The sequence below is a fragment of the Pseudomonas furukawaii genome, assembly GCF_002355475.1.
Taxonomy (GTDB): domain Bacteria; phylum Pseudomonadota; class Gammaproteobacteria; order Pseudomonadales; family Pseudomonadaceae; genus Metapseudomonas; species Metapseudomonas furukawaii.
This window is the reverse complement of record NZ_AP014862.1, coordinates 3860883-3876944: the sequence shown is the minus strand read 5'-3', so window position 1 is coordinate 3876944 and position 16062 is coordinate 3860883. Positions and strand designations below refer to the sequence as shown.

Genomic DNA, 16062 nt, shown 5'->3' with positions numbered 1-16062 from the left:
GCAGGGACTTGAAATGCGTTTCGGCGTCCCTATCTGGAATATGGCGGGATGCCGAAGTCGGGTCCCGCATCCAGAACACTTGCTGATTATTCAGGAGATCATCATGAGCAACGCTTTCTCCCTCGCCCCCCTGTTCCGTCATTCCGTGGGTTTCGACCGCTTCAACGATCTGTTCGAGTCGGCCCTGCGCAATGAGACCGGCAGCGGCTACCCGCCCTACAACGTCGAGAAGCACGGTGACGACCAGTACCGTATCGTCATCGCCGCGGCCGGCTTCCAGGAAGAAGACCTGGAACTGCAGGTCGAGCGGGGCGTTCTGACCGTGGCTGGCGGCAAGCGCGAGCGTACCGACGAGTCGGTCACCTACCTGCACCAGGGCATCGCCCAGCGCGCCTTCAAGCTGTCCTTCCGCCTGGCGGACCACATCGAGGTCCGGGCTGCCGGTCTGCAGAACGGATTGCTGAACATCGACCTGGTCCGCGTGGTTCCGGAGGAGGCCAAGGCCAAGCGCATCCCGATCAATGGGCAGCGTCCGGTACTGGAGAGCTGATGGTTCCCGGCTGAGACCAGAGGGCGCCTGCGGGCGCCCTCTTCATTTGGGCCTGATTCAGAGTCACGGGCCCTGTCCGTGACGATCCGGGTGCCCGAGCGGGCTGGATGAGAACGGCTCTGTAAGCCGCGCTGCGCCCTAGGGGCCAGGGGGCAACGCCTGGCCGGGTGAGCTGGCGCATGGGGCTTCCTCGCCCTGGCGACTGAGGGTCAGCAGCGCCCTGAATTCCGCCAGGGGCACCGGCTTGCTGAACAGGTAGCCCTGGTAGAGGTGGCAGCCCTGCTGCTCGAGGAAGGCCAGTTGCTCCGGTCGCTCCACGCCCTCGGCGACCATTTCCAGGTCCAGGCTGCGGGCCATGGCGACGATGGCACGGATGATCTCGGCGTCGTTCGGGTCCAGTGTGGAGTCCCGGACGAAGGACTGGTCGATCTTCAGCGCATCCACCGGCAGGCGCTTGAGGTAGGTCAGCGAGGAGTAGCCGGTACCGAAGTCGTCCATGGCGAAGCTGACACCCAGTCGCTTCAGTCGGCGCATCTTGCCGATGGTGTCGTCCAGGTTCTGGATCACGATGCCTTCGGTGATCTCCAGCGTCAGCGCATGGGCCGGCAGGCCGCTACTGGCCAGGCTCCGCTCCACGCGCTCGACGAAATCGCTCTGGCGGAACTGCCGCGGGCTGATGTTGACGCTCAAGTCGAAGTGGTCGGCGTCGACCAGGCCATCGGCCAGCAGTCGCTGGCCGGTGCGACAGGCTTCATCCAGTACCCAGGCGCCCACGTCGAGGACCAGGCCGCTCTCTTCCAGCACCCGGATGAACGACCCGGGCGATTGCGGGCCGAGGTTGGGGTGTTGCCAGCGCAGCAGGGCCTCGGCGCCGATGATGCGGTTGTCCCGGGCATCCACCTGCGGCTGGTAGTGCAATTCGAACTCGCCTCGCACCAGGGCCTGGCGCAGGTCGTTCTCCAGCCTCAGGCGTTCGCTGGCGGCTTCCTGCATGGTGCTGCGGAACAGCTGGATCGCGTTGCGGCCGGAATCCTTGGCTCGGTACAGGGCGATATCGGCGCGCTTCAGCAGGTCAGCCGGGCTGGTGCCATGGTCCGGGATCAAGGCGATGCCGATACTCGGGGTCACCTGCAGGCGGTGGCCGTCCAGCAGCATGGGTTGGGCCAGCAGCTGCCTGAGCTCATCGGCGATCGAGCGGACCTGGCGAGTGACCTCCGAGCGCTTGCCTTCCAGGCCGGTCAGCAGCACCACGAACTCGTCGCCACCCAGCCGGGCGACGGTGTCCTCCAGCCTCACGCTGGCTTCCAGACGGGCGGTGACCATCTTCAGGACGGCGTCGCCCAGCGGGTGGCCCAGGGAATCGTTGATGTGCTTGAAATGGTCCAGGTCGAGGAAGAGCAGGGCGCCGCGCATGTGGTGGCGCTGCAGCAGCGCCACTTGCTGGGTGAGGCGGTCGGTCAGCAGGGCGCGATTGGGCAGGTTGGTCAGTGGGTCGTGGTAGGCCAGGTGCTGGATCTGCGCCTGGGCATCCTTGAGGGCGCTGATATCCCGGGCGGTGAGTAGCAGGCAGGGCGTGCCGTCCAGTTCGATCTGCTCGACCGACACCTCGACCATCTTGCGGCTGCCGTCGCGGTGCTGGCCGAGCATTTCCAGGTGGTGCACGCGACCGTTGCGCTTGATCAGGTCCACCATCTGGTCCCGTTGCTCGGGATGCGCCCAGATCTGCATCTCGCCGGCGGTGCGTCCCAGCACCTCGTCCGGGTGATAGCCGGTGAGCCGCGTAAATCCCTCGTTGACCTCGATGTAGCGGCCGGTTTCCCGCTCGGTGATGGTGATGGCGTCCGGGCTGGAGTGGAACGCCTTGGCGAACTTCTCCTGGCTGGCCTTCAGCGCCGCTTCGGCTAGCTGGCGATCGGTGATGTCGCGGAATGTGGTGGTAATGCAGAGCTGGCGCTCGACGCGGATGAAGCGGCTGGACACCACGCAGGTGAGCTGTCGGCCGTCGCGGGTGGTGAAGCGTGCCTCCACGTTGTCCAGGCCCTGGTCCCGCAGCAGTTGCTGGAACAGCCGCGTGCGCTGTTCGGTGTCGGCCCAGAACCCTATATCCGGAGCGCTGCGACCGACGATGTCCCCCGCTTGCCATCCAAAGATGTCGCTGAAGCTGGGATTGATCTCGATGAACAGGCCATCGCGGATGCGAGAGACGCAGATGGGGTCGGGGCTGGCCTGGAAGAGCGTGGCGAACTTTTGCTCCGAGGCTGCCAGGCGCTGCTCGCGGCGGACCCGCTCGGTGATGTCCATGAGGATGCCGGTCATGCGCAGGGGCTGGCCGTCGGCGTCGCGGTAGAGCTTGGCGGTGCTCTCCAGGTAACGCACCTTGCCGCTGCCGAGGCGTGTGCGGTAGGTGGACTGGTATTCGTCGCGGTGACCGTCCAGAAGGTTCTGGTAGGTGCGGCGCATGGCCCGGCGATCTTCGGCCGGCACGCAATCGAAGAACCGCCGGATGTCGCCTTCGAAGGGGGCCCGGGGCAGGCCGTGAAGCATGGCGGCGCGGGCCGAGCCGTACAGGGTGCCCTGGGGAATGTGCCAATCCCAGGTGCCGAGGTCGGCGGACTCCAGTGCCAGGTCGAGGCGCTCCTGGCTGTCCTTCAGCGCCTGTTCCTGGGCTCGCTGGACGGTGACGTCGCGGATCACCCCGACCATCCGCCGCCGGCCCTCGCTTCCGGGTTGCAGGCTGCCGTTTATTTCCAGCCAGTGCAGGCTGCCGTCCGGCCAGCGGATGCGGTGGCGCAGGGCGCGCTCCGTCGGGCGACCGGCGAGCACATCGTGAAACAGCCGCAACACCTCCTCGCGATCTTCCTCGGGGATCAGGTCGAGGTAGGTCAGGGGCTGCTCCAGGGGTTGTCGCGGGTCCAGTCCGAACAGCGCCTGGGCGCCGCGTGACCAGCTGACCTGGCCGGAGTCGATGTCCCAGGACCAGGCGCCCAGTCGGGCGCCGTTCAGTGCGGCCAGCAGGCTTGTGGCGTCCTGCCAGGAACGCTCGAACGCGACGGGGTCCAGGGCGGGAATGTGGGGGATCGGGGGATTCGAGTCACTGGGTCTGCGCATGCGCGCCCCTTAAGGTGTCAGGGCAGGGGTCCGGGGAGGGGGTCGCTGGATTCCTCGCGCCGTCCCGACCTCTTGTTCATCTCCTGCGGCTCACGTTAGCTGCTGGAATCACAGGTACGCAAGATCGTCCCGCTGTGCGTCCAGCAGCGCCATGAAGGCCTTGGCGGCGTTGGACAGGGTGCGCTCGGTATGCAGGATGTAGCCCAGCTGGCGAGAGAGCTGGATATCCTGCAGCGGCAGGCGCACCACAGAATCGTCCAGCATCGTGCGTGGCAGCACGCTCCAGGCGATGCCGATGGAGACCATCATCTTGATGGTCTCCATATAGTTGGTGCTCATGGCGATGTTGGGCGTCAGCCCCTCGGCCTCGAACATGCGGCGCACGATGTGATGGGTGAAGGTGTTGCCGCCGGGGAAAACCGCCGGGTGTCGGGCCACGTCAGGCAGGAAGATGGTCTTGTCCCGGGCCAGCGGATGCTCCGGCGCGGCGACGAAGTCCAGCGGGTCGTTCCACACCGGCACGGCCTGCACCGGCAGGGCGGTTTCCGGCGCCAGGGTGATCACCGCCAGCTCCACGCGACCATGAAGGATCTCTTCATAGGCCACTTCCGAATCGAGGAACTGGATGTCCAGGGCTACCTGCGGGTAGGCCTTGGTGAAGGCGCGCAGCAGGGGGGGCAGGCGATGCAGGCCGATGTGGTGGCTGGTGGCCAGGGTCAGGCGGCCGCTGATGTCGCCTGACAGGTTGCTGAGGGCGCGGCGTGTGTCGTCCAGCACGTTGAGGATCTGGTAGGCCCGTGGGAGCAGGGCGCGGCCGGCTTCGGTCAGGCTCACTTCCCGGCCCAGGCGGTCGAACAGGCGAACGCTCAGTTGCTGCTCCAGGGAGGCGATGCGCTTGCTCACCGCCGGCTGCGTCAGGTGCAGGCGCTCGCCGGCTTCGGAGAAGCTGCCGGTCTCTGCGATGGCGATGAAGGCGTTGAGGCTGGCCAGATCCATGTCGATGAACTCCAGGCGACGGGCTGAGGAAGGGAATCGCGAACTCAGGCTTATAGCCAAACGAATTCCTCTTTGGAATCCTTTGGATAAAAAATATGAATTTGAGTTATTCGATGCAACCCCCTAGCATCGACCCCACACGTGAAGGGGGCATTCGATCCCCACGCACCGAAACACCCTGATGAGGACCCGACCATGGCCGGCAAGACGCTCTACGACAAGCTCTGGGATGCACATGAGGTGAAGCGACGCGACGATGGCTCGTCGCTGATCTACATCGATCGTCACATCCTCCACGAAGTGACCTCGCCGCAGGCCTTCGAAGGGCTGCGTCTGGCGGGTCGCAAGCCGTGGCGCATCGACGCCAACATCGCCACCCCGGACCACAACGTACCCACCACCCGGGCCGAGCGTCAGGGTGGCCTCGAAGCCATCGCCGACGAAGTGTCGCGCATCCAGGTCAAGACCCTGGACGAGAACTGCGATGACTTCGGCATCCTCGAGTTCAAGATGAACGACGTCCGCCAGGGCATCGTCCACGTGGTCGGCCCGGAGCAGGGCGCCACCCTGCCGGGTATGACCGTGGTCTGCGGTGATTCCCACACCTCGACCCACGGTGCCTTCGGCGCCCTGGCCCACGGCATCGGCACCTCCGAAGTGGAGCATGTGCTGGCGACCCAGTGCCTGGTGGCGAAGAAGATGAAGAACATGCAGGTGCGCGTCGAGGGCCAGTTGCCCGCCGGTGTCACCGCGAAGGACATCGTGCTGGCGATCATCGGCCGCATCGGCACCGCCGGCGGTAACGGGCACGCCCTGGAGTTCGCCGGCAGCGCCATTCGTGACCTGTCCGTGGAAGGCCGCATGACCCTCTGCAACATGGCAATCGAGGCCGGCGCCCGCGTGGGCCTCGTGGCCGTGGACGAGAAGACCATCGCCTACGTCGAAGGCCGCCCCTTCGCGCCCAAGGGCGCCGATTGGGACAAGGCCGTGGCTGCCTGGCGCGGTCTGGTGTCCGATGCCGACGCCCACTTCGACACCGTGGTGGAGATGCGGGCCGAGGACATCAAGCCGCAAGTGAGCTGGGGCACTTCCCCGGAGATGGTGCTGCCGGTGGACCAGCGTGTGCCGGACCCGGCCGCCGAGGCCGACCCGGTCAAGCGGGGCTCCATCGAACGCGCCCTGAAGTACATGGGCCTCGCTGCCAACCAGGCGATCACCGATATCCAGCTGGATCGCGTATTCATCGGCTCCTGCACCAACTCCCGCATCGAGGACCTGCGTGCAGCCGCTGAAGTGGCCAAGGGTCGCAAGGTCGCCGGAACCATCAAGCAGGCGCTGGTGGTGCCGGGTTCGGGCCTGGTCAAGCGGCAGGCCGAGCAGGAGGGCCTGGACAAGATCTTCATCGAGGCGGGCTTCGAATGGCGTGAGCCGGGCTGCTCCATGTGCCTGGCCATGAACCCGGATCGCCTGGAAAGTGGCGAGCACTGCGCGTCCACCTCCAACCGCAACTTCGAGGGGCGTCAGGGCGCCGGTGGTCGTACTCACCTGGTGAGCCCGGCCATGGCCGCCGCCGCCGCAGTGACCGGCCGTTTCGTCGATGTTCGCGAGTTGCTGAAGTAAGGAAGGAGAGTCGAGATGAAAGCCTTTACCCAACACACCGGTCTCGTCGCTCCGCTGGATCGCGCCAACGTCGATACCGACCAGATCATCCCCAAGCAATTCCTCAAGTCGATCAAGCGCACCGGCTTCGGCCCGAACCTGTTCGACGAGTGGCGCTACCTGGATGTGGGGCAACCCAACCAGGACAACTCCAAGCGTCCGGTGAACCCGGAGTTCGTCCTGAACTTCCCGCGCTACCAGGGTGCCAGCGTGCTCCTGGCCCGTGAGAACTTCGGCTGCGGCTCGTCCCGCGAGCACGCGCCCTGGGCGCTGGAGGAATATGGCTTCCGCGCCATCATCGCGCCGAGCTATGCCGACATCTTCTTCAACAACAGCTTCAAGAACGGCCTGCTGCCGATCATCCTCAAGGATGAAGAAGTGGATGAGCTGTTCCAGCAATGCGAAGCCACCGAAGGCTACCAGTTGACCGTCGACCTCGCGGCCCAGACCGTGACCCGGCCGGATGGCAAGCAGTACGGCTTCGACGTGGATGCCTTCCGCAAGCATTGCCTGCTCAACGGGCTGGACGACATCGGCCTGACCCTGCAGGACGCCGACGCCATCAAGGCGTTCGAAACGAAGCACCGTGCCGACAGCCCCTGGCTGTTCCGCGACGCCTGAGCAGCGGGGAGTCCGATGTGAGCGACAAGGCCCATGAGCAGGTGGTGCAGCGCCAATTCGGTGAGCGGGCGAACGCCTACCTGAGCAGCGCCGTGCATGCCCAGGGCGCGGAATTCGCGCAATTGCAGGCAGCCGTGGACGGTCGGTGTGATGCCCGGGTGCTCGATCTCGGTTGTGGCGCCGGGCATGTCGGCTTCCATGTCGCACCACTGGTCGGCGAAGTGGTGGCGTATGACCTCTCCGGGCAGATGCTCGAAGTGGTCGCCGCTGCGGCCGCCGAGCGGGGCCTGGACAATCTGCGTACCGAGCGCGGGGCGGCCGAACGTCTTCCCTTCGCCGACGGCAGCTTCGATTTCGTCTTCAGCCGCTATTCGGCGCACCACTGGAGCGACCTGGGCCTGGCCCTGCGCGAGGTGCGTCGCGTGCTGAAGCCGGGCGGCACGGCAGCCTTCATCGATGTGGCGTCGCCGGGCAGTCCGCTGTTCGACACCCATTTGCAGGCAGTGGAAGTGCTGCGTGACACCAGTCATGTGCGCGATTATTCCGTCGCCGAATGGCTTCGGCAGGTCAGCGAGGCGGGCCTGTTCGTCGACCGCCATGCCCGTCAGCGCCTGCGCCTGGAGTTCGACTCCTGGATTGCGCGGATGCGGACGCCGGATGTGTTTCGCGATGCGATCCTCGCCCTGCAGAAAGCGGTGGGCGAGGAAGTGCGCGAGTATTTCGAGATCACCGAAGACGGCTCCTTCAGCACCGACGTCCTGGTGCTGTGGGCCACGAGATAACCGGGCCATCAGGTGCGGGCCACAACGCCGGCCGCCTGGGTTCGACGCATGCATATAAGGAAAGACTCATGAGCAAACAGATTCTGATTCTCCCGGGCGATGGCATTGGTCCGGAGATCATGGCCGAGGCGGTCAAGGTGCTGGAGGTCGCGAACGACAAGTTCCAGCTGGGCTTCGAACTGACCGAGGACGTCATCGGTGGCGCCGCCATCGACAAGCACGGCGTGCCGCTGGCCGACGAGACCCTGGAGCGCGCCCGCAAGGCCGACGCGGTACTGCTGGGCGCCGTGGGCGGCCCGAAGTGGGACAAGATCGAGCGTGACATCCGGCCGGAACGCGGCCTGCTGAAGATCCGCTCGCAACTGGGACTCTTCGCCAACCTGCGCCCCGCCATTCTCTACCCGCAACTGGCCGAGGCCTCCAGCCTCAAGCCGGAAGTGGTCTCCGGCCTGGATATCCTCATCGTCCGTGAACTGACCGGCGGCATCTACTTCGGCCAGCCCCGCGAGCAGCGCGTGCTGGAGAACGGCGAGCGCCAGGCCTACGACACCCTGCCGTACAGCGAGAGCGAGATCCGCCGCATCGCCCGCGTCGGTTTCGACATGGCCCGCGTGCGCGGCAAGAAACTCTGTTCGGTGGACAAGGCCAACGTTCTCGCTTCCAGCCAGCTGTGGCGCGAAGTGGTGGAGGAAGTGGCCAAGGACTACCCGGACGTCGAGCTCAGCCATATGTACGTCGACAACGCCGCCATGCAGCTGGTGCGCGCGCCCAAGCAGTTCGACGTGATGGTGACCGACAACATGTTCGGTGACATCCTGTCGGATGAGGCTTCCATGCTCACCGGTTCCATCGGCATGCTGCCTTCTGCTTCGCTGGATTCGAACAACAAGGGCATGTACGAACCCTGCCATGGCTCGGCGCCGGATATCGCCGGCCAGGGTATCGCCAACCCCTTGGCGACCATTCTCTCGGTCTCGATGATGCTGCGTTACAGCTTCAACCAGACAGTGGCCGCCGATGCCATCGAGAAGGCTGTCAGCCTGGTCCTCGACCAGGGGCTGCGCACGGGCGACATCTACTCGCCGGGTGCGACCAGGGTCGGTACTCGCGAGATGGGCGATGCAGTGGTCGCGGCCCTGCGTAATCTGTAATCTGTCGGGCTCGCTGGATTTCCAGCGGCCCACTTTTTCAAGAAAGGTGTAGTTGTCATGAAGCGTGTAGGTCTGATCGGTTGGCGCGGCATGGTGGGTTCCGTTCTCATGCAGCGCATGCTGGAAGAGCGGGATTTCGACCTGATCGAGCCGGTGTTCTTCACCACTTCCAATGTCGGTGGCCAGGGCCCCGCGGTCGGCAAGGACATTGCCCCGCTGAAGGATGCCTACAGCATTGACGAGCTGAAGACCCTCGATGTGATCCTCACCTGCCAGGGCGGCGACTACACCAACGAGGTGTTTCCCAAGCTGCGCGAGGCCGGCTGGAACGGCTACTGGATCGACGCGGCCTCCAGCCTGCGCATGCAGGACGACGCCGTGATCGTGCTGGACCCGGTCAACCGCCGTGTCATCGACCAGCAACTGGACGCCGGCACCAAGAACTACATTGGTGGCAACTGCACCGTCAGCCTGATGTTGATGGCCCTGGGCGGCCTTTTCGAAGCGGGTCTGGTGGAGTGGATGAGCGCCATGACCTATCAGGCCGCCTCCGGCGCCGGTGCGCAGAACATGCGCGAGCTGATCAAGCAGATGGGCGCGACCCATGCGGCGGTCGCCGATGACCTGGCCAACCCGGCCAGCGCCATCCTCGACATCGACCGCAAGGTCGCCGAAGCCATGCGCGGTGAAGACTTCCCCACCGAGAACTTCGGCGTGCCCCTGGCCGGCAGCCTGATCCCCTGGATCGACAAGGAACTGCCCAACGGCCAGAGCCGCGAAGAGTGGAAGGGCCAGGCCGAGACCAACAAGATCCTCGGTCGTTTCAAGAGCCCGATCCCGGTGGACGGCATCTGCGTGCGCATCGGCGCCATGCGCTGCCACAGCCAGGCGCTGACTATCAAGCTGAACAAGGATGTGCCCATCGCGGATATCGAGGGCATGATCAGCCAGCACAATCCCTGGGTGAAGCTGGTGCCGAACCAGCGCGAGATCAGCATGCGCGAGCTGACCCCCACCGCCGTGACCGGCACCCTGACCGTTCCGGTCGGACGTCTGCGCAAGCTCAACATGGGCTCCCAGTACCTCGGTGCCTTCACCGTGGGTGACCAGCTGCTGTGGGGTGCCGCCGAGCCCCTGCGCCGCATGCTGCGCATCCTGCTGGAGCGCTGAGTACGGGTCGGGCGCCGATGAGGCTCGTCGGCGCCCCCTGAACCTCGATTGCCTGGCTGCGGGAACGGCGGTTAAAGTGCCGCTCCTCGCATCGCCAGAAGTCCTTTCCCCATGAGCCAATCCCTCGATATCGCCGTGATCGGCGCCACCGGCACCGTCGGTGAGACCCTTGTCCAGCTCCTCGATGAGCGGGAATTTCCAGTCGGCAATCTCCATCTCCTGGCCAGTGGCGAATCCGCCGGTGCCTCCGTGCCGTTCAAGGGGCGCAACCTGCGTGTCCGGGATGTGGCCGAGTTCGACTTCTCCCAGGTGAAGCTGGCCTTCTTCGCGGCCGGCGAGTCGGTCACCCGCAGTTTCGCGGCGCGCGCCAGCGCGGCAGGCTGTTCGCTGATCGACCTGTCCGGCGCCCTGGACCCGATGCAGGCGCCCAGCCTGGTGCCTGAAGCCAATCCGGAACTTCTCCAAAGGCTGGATGCGCCTTACCAGCTCACCAGTCCCAGCGCGTCCGCCGTTGCCCTGGCCTGCGTGCTGGCGCCCCTGCGCGACCTGGTCAGGCCCCGGCGCGTCAGCGTGCTGGCGAGCCTGGCGGTGTCCAGTCGTGGGCGTGAGGGCGTGAACGAGCTGGCGCGCCAGACGGCCGAACTGCTCAATGCCCGACCGCTGGAACCACGTTTCTTCGATCGCCAGATCGCCTTCAACATCCTGGCGCAGGCGGGTGTGCCGGATGCCGAGGGGCATATCGCCCTGGAGCGTCGCCTGGCGGGCGAACTCCGCCAGTTGCTGGCTGAGCCGGACCTTCGCGTGGCGGCCACCTGCGCCCTGGCACCGGTGTTCTTCGGCGACAGCCTGGCACTGTCCCTGGTGTCCGAGCGCGAGGTGGATATCGATGCGGTACGCCAGCGCCTGGCGCAGGCGCCAGGGGTGGAATTCGTGGAGGAGGAGGGCGACTATCCGACCGCCGTCGGCGACGCGGTGGGCCAGGATGCCGTTTACGTCGGGCGGGTTCGCGGCGGCCTCGATGACCCCTGCGAACTCAATTTGTGGATTGCTTCAGATAATGCAAGAAAAGGCGCGGCGCTCAATGCTGTGCAGTCGGCCGAGTTGTTGATAAAACACTATCTGTCAAAGATACTTACCTGAAAATCGGTAGAAATATTCTAGCTTGATACTACTGGCTCGGCCTTATCGTTGACGGGGAGCCGCCGCACAGGCGCGCATGGCAGCGACTCAAGACCCTCCTCTCGCTCCGCGGGAAAAAAGATAAAACAAGGGAATTACTCTATGGTTCGGCTTCGCAAACTTGTGCTGGCAATCGCGGCCGCGTCCGCGCTGACCTCGGGTATGGCCCACGCCCTCGGGCTGGGGGAAGTTACCCTGCGTTCCTCGCTGAACCAGCCCCTGGATGCGGAGATCGAGTTGCTGGAGGTGCGCGATCTGGCTTCGGCCGAGCTCAAGCCGAGCCTGGCCGCCCCGGAGGACTTCGCCAAGGCCGGCGTGGATCGCCAGTACTTCCTCCAGGACCTCAAGTTCACGCCGGTGATCAAACCCAATGGCCGCAGCGTCATCCGGGTAACGTCCACCAGGCCGGTACGAGAGCCCTACCTCAACTTCCTGGTGGAAGTGCTCTGGCCCAATGGGCGCCTGTTGCGGGAGTACACGCTGCTGCTGGACCCGCCGCTCTATTCCCCCCAGGCCGCAGCCGCTTCCGCTCCGCAGATTCCGGTCTCCGCCCCGGCGCCCGCGCCGCGCCCGGCCGTCGCGCCCGCCGCGGTACGACCCACCGCCCCGGCACCCGTGGCCGCCCCGCGCCCGAGCGCGCCCGCCGCGGCACCGGTGCCCCGGGCCCCGACCGACCAGTACCGCACCACATCCCGCGATACCCTCTGGGAGATCGCTGAGCGAACCCGTGCCAGCGGTTCCGTTCACCAGGCCATGCTGGCCATCCAGGACCTGAACCCCGACGCCTTTATCGATGGCAATATCAATCGCCTGAAAAGCGGCCAGGTGCTGCGCCTGCCTGATGAGAAGCAGATCGCCAGTCGCAGCCAGGCCGAGGCCCTGGCCCAGGTCCAGGCGCAGAACAGCGCCTGGCGCGACGGACGCACCCTGGCCAGCCAGGGGCAGCGCCAGCTCGATGCGACCAAGCGTGCCAGCGCAGGCGCTGCGCCCGAGAGGGTGGAGGCGCAGGACAGTCTGCGCCTGGTGTCGGCTGCCAGCGGCAAGGCCGCGAGTGGCAGCGACAAGGGGGCCAACGGCGAAAGCAAGGCCCTCAGCGACAAGCTGGCGGTGACCCAGGAGAGCCTGGACTCCACCCGTCGCGAGAACGACGAATTGAAGAGCCGCATGAGCGACCTGCAGAGCCAGATGGACAAGCTGCAGCGCCTCATCCAGCTCAAGGACGATCAACTCGCCAAGCTGCAGTCCGAGCTGGGCGCCCAGACCAAGCAGGCACCAGCTGCTGCCGCGTCGGCCGAGCCGGCCCCGGCGCCTGTTGCGCCTGCAGCGCCCGCCCAGCCGGCCGCCCCGGCAACCGCTGCTGAACCCGTCAAGCCCGCCGAGCCCGTTGCAGTGGAGCCTGCCAAGCCGGCCGAGCCGATTGCGGCGGCGCCCGCGCCGGCCAAGCCTGCGGAACCGGTTGCGGCCGCGCCTGTCGCACCCGCCAAGCCAGCCGCGCCCGCCAAACCGACGGAACCGGCCAAGCCTGTGCAGTCCGCTCCAGCGGCGCCCGCAGCCGAGCCTCCGAAGTCCAGCATCATCGATGACGTGCTGGCCAATCCGATGTTGCTGCTGATTGCCGGTGGCAGTGCGCTGGTGGCGCTTCTGGTGCTGCTGATGATCCTGTCCCGTCGCAATGCGATGAAGGAATCCGAGCTGCAGAAGAGCCTGGCCGCCGAGGACGAGACGAGCCCGTTCGACGGCGATCTCGACCTGAAGGACGACAGCTTCTCTTCCCTCGATGACCGCGATCTGGATTTGGGTGATGAATCGCCCGCCGTCGCCTCCACGAAGGCGGACGAGCGCGTCGCTGCGCAGACCAGCGATGTCCTCAGCGAGGCCGACATCTATATCGCCTACGGACGCTTCAATCAGGCCGCCGAGTTGCTGCAGAACGCCATCAACGACGAGCCTCATCGCAGTGACCTGCGCCTGAAGCTGATGGAAGTCCATGCGGAGCAGGGCGATCGTGAAGGGTTCGGACGCCAGGAGCGCGAGCTTCGCGAGATCGGCGGTGCCAACGCCGAGATCGAGCAGTTGAACAATCGCTACCCGGCCATGGCCGTCGCCGCGGTCACCGCTACCGCTGTCGGCCTGGCTGCCGCCGACGACCTGGACAGCTTCAGTCTGGACGATCTCACCCTGGACGATGAACCGGCGGCACCCCTTGCGCCGGGTGCCGACCCGGATGACGCCTTTGACCTGAGCCTGGACGATCTCGGCGATGACCTGGAACTGGATCTCGAACTGGCGGGCGATAAGCCGGCTGCCATCGAGCCTGTCGCCGCGCCGGTCAGCGAACTCAACTTCGACGACCTGGCCCTGGACGTTCCGTCGGAGCCGGCCAAGGCCGGTGATGACCTGGACTTCGATCTTGATATCGGCGCCAGCGACCTGTTGTCGAGCGGTAATGAAAGCCTGGAGCTCAATGACGATCTCGCCGACTTCAGTCTGGATCTCGAGCCCGCGTCCGCACCGGCAGCTGCCGACGAGGACGATTTCCTGCTCAGCCTCGACAGCGAGCCGGATGTCCCGCAGTCCGCTCCGTCCTCGGTTCGAGACGTGGAGGTGGGCGGCTCTGGCCTGCTCGACCTACCGGCGGATTTCGATCTGTCGCTGCCGGATGAGCCGGTTGCCGAATCGCTGCCCGACAACGACAGTTTCGCGGCGCAGCTGGACGAAGTGACCGCCGAGCTCGACCAGCTCTCCGACAGCCTGCAGCAACCCAGCCTTGAGCCCGAGCCGGTCGCCTCCCTGGATGGCGATGACTCGGACCTCGATCTTGGTCTGGGCGGGGAAGACGATTTCGATTTCCTGTCCGGTACCGACGAAACCGCGACCAAACTGGACTTGGCTCGTGCCTACATCGACATGGGTGACACCGAAGGTGCTCGCGACATCCTCGACGAGGTCATGTCCGAGGGGAGCGACACCCAGCAACAGGAAGCGCGCGAGCTCATCGCACGACTCAGCTGATAGATAGATGACACATGTAGTACCCGACGCGGCAGCCCAGGAGGCTGCCGCCGGCATTTACAGAATCGCCCTCGGCGTGGAGTACAAGGGGTCGCGCTACCGCGGCTTCCAGCGCCAGATCAAGGGCGTCCCGTCCATCCAGGAGGCGCTCGAGAAGGCGCTGGGTCGTGTGGCCGGCGGAGCGCCCGTGGTGCTCAGTTGCGCAGGGCGTACCGATGCCATGGTCCATGCGAGTGGCCAGGTGGTGCATTTCGACACGCCGGTGGCGCGCTCCGAGCACACCTGGATCATGGGTGCGAACGCCAATCTCCCCAATGACATCAGCGTGACCTGGGCGAAAGCCATGCCCAGGCATTTCGACGCACGCTTCAGCGCCATGGCGCGTCGCTACCGCTACGTGATCTACAACGACCCGATCCGCCCGGCGCACCTGGCTGAAGAGGTCACCTGGAACCACCGGCCGCTGGACATCCAGCGCATGCGCGAAGCCGCCCGCTGCCTGGTGGGCACCCATGACTTCAGCGCCTTCCGGGCCCGCCAGTGCCAGGCCAAGTCCCCCGTCAAGACGGTCCACCACCTGGAACTGATCGAGCATGGCCGGATGATAGTGTTGGATATCCGCGCCAACGCCTTCCTTCACCACATGGTGCGCAATATCTCCGGCGTGCTGATGACCATCGGCGCCGGCGAGCGGCCCGAGGAATGGGCGCAGCAGGTCCTGGAGGGGCGCATCCGGCGCGAAGGGGGGGTCACCGCGCATCCTTATGGCCTCTATCTGGTGCGCGTGGAATACCCGGAGGAGTTCGAGCTTCCGCAGCGCTACCTCGGGCCACATTTTCTATCAGGATTGCCCGATTCCATGGGCTGACGCTGCGTTGGCCCTTTGCTAACATCCCTGACCTTTCCCCTTAAGGTGCCCGCATCTTGCCAGCCGTTCGCATCAAAATCTGTGGCATTACCCGTCTTGAGGACGCCCTGGCGGCGGTCGCCGCTGGCGCCGATGCCCTGGGTTTCGTGTTCTACGCCCAGAGTCCGCGAGCGGTTACCGCGGCGAAGGCGCGGGCGATCATCGAGGCGCTGCCGCCTTTCGTGACCACCGTCGGCCTGTTCGTCGACATGCCTCGGGAGGCGCTCGAACAGGTCCTGGCTGAAGTGCCCCTGGACCTGTTGCAGTTCCACGGCGATGAGTCCCCCGAAGAATGCGGGCGCTACGGTCGGCCCTATATCAAGGCGTTGCGGGTCAAGCCGGGCGACGATATCGCCGCTGCCATCGCCCGTTACCCGGGCGCACGGGGCGTTCTGCTCGATACCTACGTTCCGGGCACTCCGGGTGGCACCGGAGAGGCCTTTGACTGGGGCCTTGTGCCCCGGAATGCGGCAAAGCCCGTGGTGCTGGCCGGTGGACTGACCCCGGAGAACGTCGGCGAAGCGGTGCGCCAGGTGCAACCCTTCGCCGTCGACGTCAGCGGCGGCGTGGAAGCGGCCAAGGGCATCAAGGATGCCGCCCGGATCGAGGCTTTCATCCGGATGGCACGTGGCTGACATCTCGATGTCGGAAGATTTCAAGGCCACCTTCGCTGGCGCGTGTTCTGCATATGTGACGGACGGCGTTTCGCTGCCGTCCATAACCCAGTTGCCCGGGCAGGCGAAGCCTGTCGCGTCGCGTGGCAAGGCTGCGACGATCGGGCCTGTTTTTTACGAAGGCGATGGCAAGGCCATTTCCAGGGTGGTTCCCGGGTACCTGACCACGGGAATCGGAACCATGAATTCGCTCAAGGACATGCGCGGGGCTGTGAACCGCTAGCGCGTGTTCGGGCTTCAAAGCTGTGGAGAA

Annotated in this window: 13 protein-coding genes; 11 read left to right on the top strand and 2 right to left on the bottom strand. The window is 65.6% G+C overall.

The window, feature by feature from the left end; all coding sequences use genetic code 11:
* Positions 1–103: 103 nt before the first annotated feature.
* Complete coding sequence (locus KF707C_RS18015) at positions 104–550, top strand: Hsp20 family protein (RefSeq protein WP_003448576.1); 447 nt, start codon at positions 104–106, stop codon at positions 548–550.
* 138 nt (positions 551–688) lie between these two features.
* Here KF707C_RS18015 and KF707C_RS18010 read toward each other — a convergent pair whose 3' ends face one another.
* Both KF707C_RS18010 and KF707C_RS18005 read right to left on the bottom strand, forming a co-directional pair.
* Positions 689–3658: an EAL domain-containing protein gene (locus tag KF707C_RS18010; RefSeq protein WP_003448575.1), complete on the bottom strand. Its 2970-nt coding sequence runs from the start codon at positions 3656–3658 to the stop codon at positions 689–691.
* A gap of 108 nt (positions 3659–3766) precedes the next feature.
* Entirely contained in the window at positions 3767–4654 is an 888-nt protein-coding gene (locus tag KF707C_RS18005; RefSeq protein WP_003448573.1) for a LysR family transcriptional regulator, read from the bottom strand.
* A gap of 195 nt (positions 4655–4849) precedes the next feature.
* Between KF707C_RS18005 and leuC the strand changes: the two genes are divergently transcribed.
* From leuC to KF707C_RS17955, 10 genes are all read left to right on the top strand, one after another.
* Positions 4850–6274 (top strand): 3-isopropylmalate dehydratase large subunit, encoded by a 1425-nt coding sequence (gene leuC / locus KF707C_RS18000; protein WP_003448572.1) that lies wholly within the window; start codon positions 4850–4852, stop codon positions 6272–6274.
* A gap of 15 nt (positions 6275–6289) precedes the next feature.
* Entirely contained in the window at positions 6290–6934 is a 645-nt protein-coding gene (gene leuD / locus KF707C_RS17995; RefSeq protein WP_003448569.1) for a 3-isopropylmalate dehydratase small subunit, read from the top strand.
* Between the two features lie 17 nt (positions 6935–6951).
* Positions 6952–7716, top strand: a complete 765-nt coding sequence (locus KF707C_RS17990) for a class I SAM-dependent methyltransferase (RefSeq protein ID WP_003448567.1) — start codon at positions 6952–6954, stop codon at positions 7714–7716.
* A 68-nt stretch (positions 7717–7784) separates the two neighbouring features.
* Positions 7785–8867 (top strand): 3-isopropylmalate dehydrogenase, encoded by a 1083-nt coding sequence (gene leuB, locus KF707C_RS17985; RefSeq protein WP_003448565.1) that lies wholly within the window; start codon positions 7785–7787, stop codon positions 8865–8867.
* Positions 8868–8924: 57 nt separating this feature from the next.
* Entirely contained in the window at positions 8925–10037 is a 1113-nt protein-coding gene (asd, locus tag KF707C_RS17980; RefSeq protein WP_003448564.1) for an aspartate-semialdehyde dehydrogenase, read from the top strand.
* Between the two features lie 111 nt (positions 10038–10148).
* Complete coding sequence (locus KF707C_RS17975) at positions 10149–11177, top strand: aspartate-semialdehyde dehydrogenase (protein ID WP_003448540.1); 1029 nt, start codon at positions 10149–10151, stop codon at positions 11175–11177.
* 141 nt (positions 11178–11318) lie between these two features.
* Positions 11319–14228 carry a FimV/HubP family polar landmark protein gene (locus tag KF707C_RS17970; RefSeq protein ID WP_096368045.1) on the top strand — a complete coding sequence of 970 codons (2910 nt, stop codon included), beginning with the start codon at positions 11319–11321 and terminating at the stop codon, positions 14226–14228.
* A gap of 7 nt (positions 14229–14235) precedes the next feature.
* Positions 14236–15096 (top strand): tRNA pseudouridine(38-40) synthase TruA, encoded by an 861-nt coding sequence (gene truA, locus KF707C_RS17965; protein ID WP_003456459.1) that lies wholly within the window; start codon positions 14236–14238, stop codon positions 15094–15096.
* Positions 15097–15152: 56 nt separating this feature from the next.
* Positions 15153–15770, top strand: coding sequence for a phosphoribosylanthranilate isomerase (locus KF707C_RS17960; RefSeq protein WP_003456458.1), 618 nt, complete (start codon positions 15153–15155; stop codon positions 15768–15770).
* On the top strand, positions 15763–16032 hold the full coding sequence (locus KF707C_RS17955; protein WP_036994013.1) for a hypothetical protein: 270 nt from the start codon (positions 15763–15765) through the stop codon (positions 16030–16032). Before KF707C_RS17960 ends, KF707C_RS17955 begins: the two co-directional genes overlap by 8 nt.
* Positions 16033–16062: the final 30 nt, after the last annotated feature.

What these genes read in the sequence shown, in the direction of transcription:
- KF707C_RS18015 (WP_003448576.1), top strand. Translation starts at nt 104, where the DNA reads ATGAGCAACGCTTTCTCCCTCGCCCCCCTGTTCCGTCATTCCGTGGGT.
- KF707C_RS18010 (WP_003448575.1), bottom strand. Translation starts at nt 3,658, where the DNA reads ATGCGCAGACCCAGTGACTCGAATCCCCCGATCCCCCACATTCCCGCC.
- KF707C_RS18005 (WP_003448573.1), bottom strand. Translation starts at nt 4,654, where the DNA reads ATGGATCTGGCCAGCCTCAACGCCTTCATCGCCATCGCAGAGACCGGC.
- leuC (WP_003448572.1), top strand. Translation starts at nt 4,850, where the DNA reads ATGGCCGGCAAGACGCTCTACGACAAGCTCTGGGATGCACATGAGGTG.
- leuD (WP_003448569.1), top strand. Translation starts at nt 6,290, where the DNA reads ATGAAAGCCTTTACCCAACACACCGGTCTCGTCGCTCCGCTGGATCGC.
- leuB (WP_003448565.1), top strand. Translation starts at nt 7,785, where the DNA reads ATGAGCAAACAGATTCTGATTCTCCCGGGCGATGGCATTGGTCCGGAG.
- asd (WP_003448564.1), top strand. Translation starts at nt 8,925, where the DNA reads ATGAAGCGTGTAGGTCTGATCGGTTGGCGCGGCATGGTGGGTTCCGTT.
- KF707C_RS17975 (WP_003448540.1), top strand. Translation starts at nt 10,149, where the DNA reads ATGAGCCAATCCCTCGATATCGCCGTGATCGGCGCCACCGGCACCGTC.
- KF707C_RS17970 (WP_096368045.1), top strand. Translation starts at nt 11,319, where the DNA reads ATGGTTCGGCTTCGCAAACTTGTGCTGGCAATCGCGGCCGCGTCCGCG.
- truA (WP_003456459.1), top strand. Translation starts at nt 14,236, where the DNA reads ATGACACATGTAGTACCCGACGCGGCAGCCCAGGAGGCTGCCGCCGGC.